We start from the raw sequence: 3433 nt of genomic DNA, 5'->3' as shown, positions 1-3433 counted from the left end.
ATTTAAAAGACAAGATATACTCAATCAATTATCTAAGATTTTAGAAGATTTATTTTTAATTCGTGCTACTAAAGAATTACTAAATATAAACACTGCTATGCTAGATGATTTTGGTAAATGCTGTAATTGGGATAAAACAAAAACGCACTTTCAATTTGATCTAGAAACATATATTAACAAATACTTAAATAAATGTTCGATGACATCCAAAAAATCTACATTTGTCGCTAAAATTGCAGAATTGCGGATTAAAGCAAAAGAGTTAGCAGACACTCGATATAAAATACATGGACATGATTTTACTGACCTTTTGTATTTGTATATTAAACCTTTCCTAGCTGGAGAAATCAAAAGTTATAACTATGAAATTATTGCTCGTAATTTACTTGGATGTGTTGATCCTGAAGAATTAACTCAAGAAGGGATGTTTAATAATTTGTTGATTCGTTTGACTAAATAGTCATCAGTTGTTTCGGTAATTGATAATTAGTAATTTTCCCCAATTACCAATTACCTATCAACTATCAACTATCAACTATCTCATATTTTTCTTCTTCTCCGCCTTCGGATCACGATTTGCCACAGCAGCTAATTCTGCATCTAACAAAGTTCTACCTGTTGCAGCTAAATAAACATCATCTAAACTAGGACGAGATTGGGCAATACCGAAAATTGGTAAACCTGCATTATTTAACGCTTGTTGAATAGTAATCAATGCGTCATTTTGCGGTGTGATGACTAAATTTAAAGAGTTACCTTGGGCATTATTAATAATAATTTCCTGCACAAAAGGTAATTCTTGCAATAGGTTTTTGGCTTTGTCGGCTTCATCGCTGGGTGAAAATTCCCGAATTCTTAAAGTAATGCGATCGCCACCCACTTGATCTTTTAATTGGGAAGGTGTACCAGTAGCAATCACAGTACCTCGATCTATAATTGCCACTCTATCAGCTAAAGCGTCAATTTCTTCTAAATAATGGCTGGTAATGACAACTGTAGTTCCCGCAGCACGTAGCTTCCGCAAGAAATCCCAAACTACAAACCGACTTTCAATATCTAATCCTACCGTTGGTTCATCCAATACCAACACATCTGGAGAATGCAGTAAACCCGCAGCTAAGTCTAAACGCTTGCGTAAACCACCAGAATAAGTTCCAGTTTTTTTATCTGCGTATTCTTGTAAACCCAGTAAATCCAATACTGTATTAATTCGCTGTTTGATAACTGCACCAGGAAGATGATAAAGTGCTGCTTGCAACTCTAACAACTCTTTACCAGTCAGCATTTTATCCAAAGCCACTTCCTGGGCTACATAACCCAATTTTTGCCGTGCTAATTTAGGGTTATCAAGGACAGATATTCCCGAAACTTCGATTTTACCAGCATCGGGAGTAGTCAGCGTACACAAAGACCGCAGAGTGGTAGTTTTCCCAGCACCGTTAGGGCCGAGTAAACCAAAGATTTCCCCTGGTTGTACCTGAAAGGATACATTCTTGACGGCTTCAACAGTACCGTAGCGTTTTTGTAGATTTTCGATTAAAACGGCGGCAACCATGACAGCTATAATCCCTAACTATACAATTCTCAACAATCTATCTTCTATTGTACGAGTTAGCTGCAAGGTGCTGATAGTTAAAAGCTTACAAAATTACCAAAACTAGGGTGTGGGGTGTAGGGTGTGGGGTGTGGGGGAAGCAATAGAAGCAATAAATTAAAATTTAAAAAACTTCTATATCTTACTTTGTGCTTCCTGTTATTCATCCCGGCTTTTCTTTTCTGCTATCCTCAACTTAGCGGAACGCGATCGCACGTTTTCGGCAATTTCAGCTTCACCAGCAAGAATTGGCTTTTTTGTCAATACTCGCAACTGAGGTGAATTTCTTAACCCGTGCTTGACTAACCTATCTTCCAAACTATGAAAGCTGATAATAGCAATTCTCCCACCAGGAACTAAAGATAATGGTGCTTTATCTATCAGAGTTTCTAAAACTTTTAACTCATCATTCACTACTATTCTTAAAGCTTGAAAAACACGGGTAGCAGGATGAATTCTGCCATGACGGTATTTAGGAGGAACAGAATAGGCGATCGCCTCGGCTAATTCTGTAGTAGTTTGAAATGGACGCTTCTCTACAATTCGTCTCGCTATCCTTCGAGAAAGTCTCTCCTCACCATATTTAAAGAAAATATCCGCTAATTCACCTTCATCCCACTCATTAATAATATCGCCAGCAGTTAAAGATTGTTGCTGGTTCATTCGCATATCTAAATTTGCAGTATTTCTAAAACTAAAACCCCGTTCTGGTTTATCCAAATGATAGGAACTCACACCCAAATCAGCTAAAATTCCATGATATGTATTTTCTGGAAATTGATAATTCGCAAAATTGCTGTGAATAAAATTCACCCTATTTCCAAACTCTGCTAAATTAGCTTTTGCTGCTTTTAAAGCATCCTCATCTTGATCAACTGCGGTTAGTTGCACGTCTTCAGATGTTTCTAAGATTAACCGACTGTGACCACCACCACCCACAGTTAAATCTAAATAATTTCCTCCAGGTTGAATATTTAAACCTGTGATAACTTCCTGACTGAGAACAGGAATATGGGAAAAAGCAATTGCTTCATCTAAATCTAGTGGTGTTTGTAGGTCTGATTGCATTATCTTAGGATTTTTTGTTAGATGAGTCAGATTTTGATTATCTCATGCTTATACCAATTTTATGTGCAATTGCACAAAATGATGAAATCAATTTAATTATCCTTCTTTATCTGTGTTTATCTGATATCTTAATGCTAAGACTTTTGGTAAATTATAGCATCTGGAACTTGCCGTAATTTCTTTTGCAGACTTTTATTATCATTATTCAAGAGAATAACGTATATATAGCCGGGAAATCCTGCCAAAGAATTAACTATCTCATTAATAAATTTTTGATTACTGCCATCTAACTCTATTAACCTCCATGTGTGTACAACGCCTAACACATAGAAAGGTTCTTCAGGAAAATATTGTACAAATTTTTGAGCCAAATAAGCAGTTTTTAAATTTGAATGTTGCGCTAATTTCTCACAAAGAATATCAATAATTTCTCTGGATAAATTAGCAGCTTGAAATTCATCTTTACTATCTACAGAAGAACGTTCTTGTTTGGCTAACCAAATTAGTTCATAATGTTTATTAATGCTGTCTTGGTAAGCATAAGCAGCTTTCATATCTCCTTGTTTTTTCAAAAAAGCATAAATCAAACTACAACCATCAATAAAATCCTTGTGACTTTGAGAAATTGCTTTTTCAATATACTCAATTCCTTGGCGATCATCACGTTGTAATAAAAGCCGACCGAAAAGATAATTCGCCAAGTAATGATTAGACATCTCCAAAATAGTAATATTATGTGGGAAAAGGAGAAGATGAGAGATTTTTAATACA

At 35.6% G+C, this 3433-nt stretch carries 2 protein-coding genes and 2 pseudogenes; 1 reads left to right on the top strand and 3 read right to left on the bottom strand.

Going from position 1 to position 3433, the window contains the following annotated elements; genetic code table 11:
* A pseudogene (locus A0J48_RS26105) lies at positions 1-460 on the top strand (hypothetical protein); the annotation flags it as partial.
* Positions 461-535: 75 nt separating this feature from the next.
* On the opposite strand, the gene A0J48_RS26100 reads toward A0J48_RS26105, so the two are convergent.
* The 3 genes and pseudogenes from A0J48_RS26100 to A0J48_RS26090 form a co-directional block, all read right to left on the bottom strand.
* Entirely contained in the window at positions 536-1555 is a 1020-nt protein-coding gene (locus A0J48_RS26100) for an ABC transporter ATP-binding protein (RefSeq protein WP_200327485.1), read from the bottom strand.
* A 198-nt stretch (positions 1556-1753) separates the two neighbouring features.
* Complete coding sequence (rsmH, locus tag A0J48_RS26095; protein ID WP_200327484.1) at positions 1754-2662, bottom strand: 16S rRNA (cytosine(1402)-N(4))-methyltransferase RsmH; 909 nt, start codon at positions 2660-2662, stop codon at positions 1754-1756.
* Positions 2663-2796: 134 nt separating this feature from the next.
* A pseudogene (locus tag A0J48_RS26090) lies at positions 2797-3433 on the bottom strand (enhanced serine sensitivity protein SseB C-terminal domain-containing protein); the annotation flags it as partial.

It is taken from the genome of Sphaerospermopsis aphanizomenoides BCCUSP55 (genome assembly GCF_001586785.1).
GTDB classification, from domain to species: Bacteria; Cyanobacteriota; Cyanobacteriia; order Cyanobacteriales; family Nostocaceae; genus Sphaerospermopsis_A; species Sphaerospermopsis_A aphanizomenoides_A.
The sequence above is the reverse complement of the archived record's forward strand: the minus strand, read 5'-3'. Positions and strand labels throughout refer to the sequence as shown.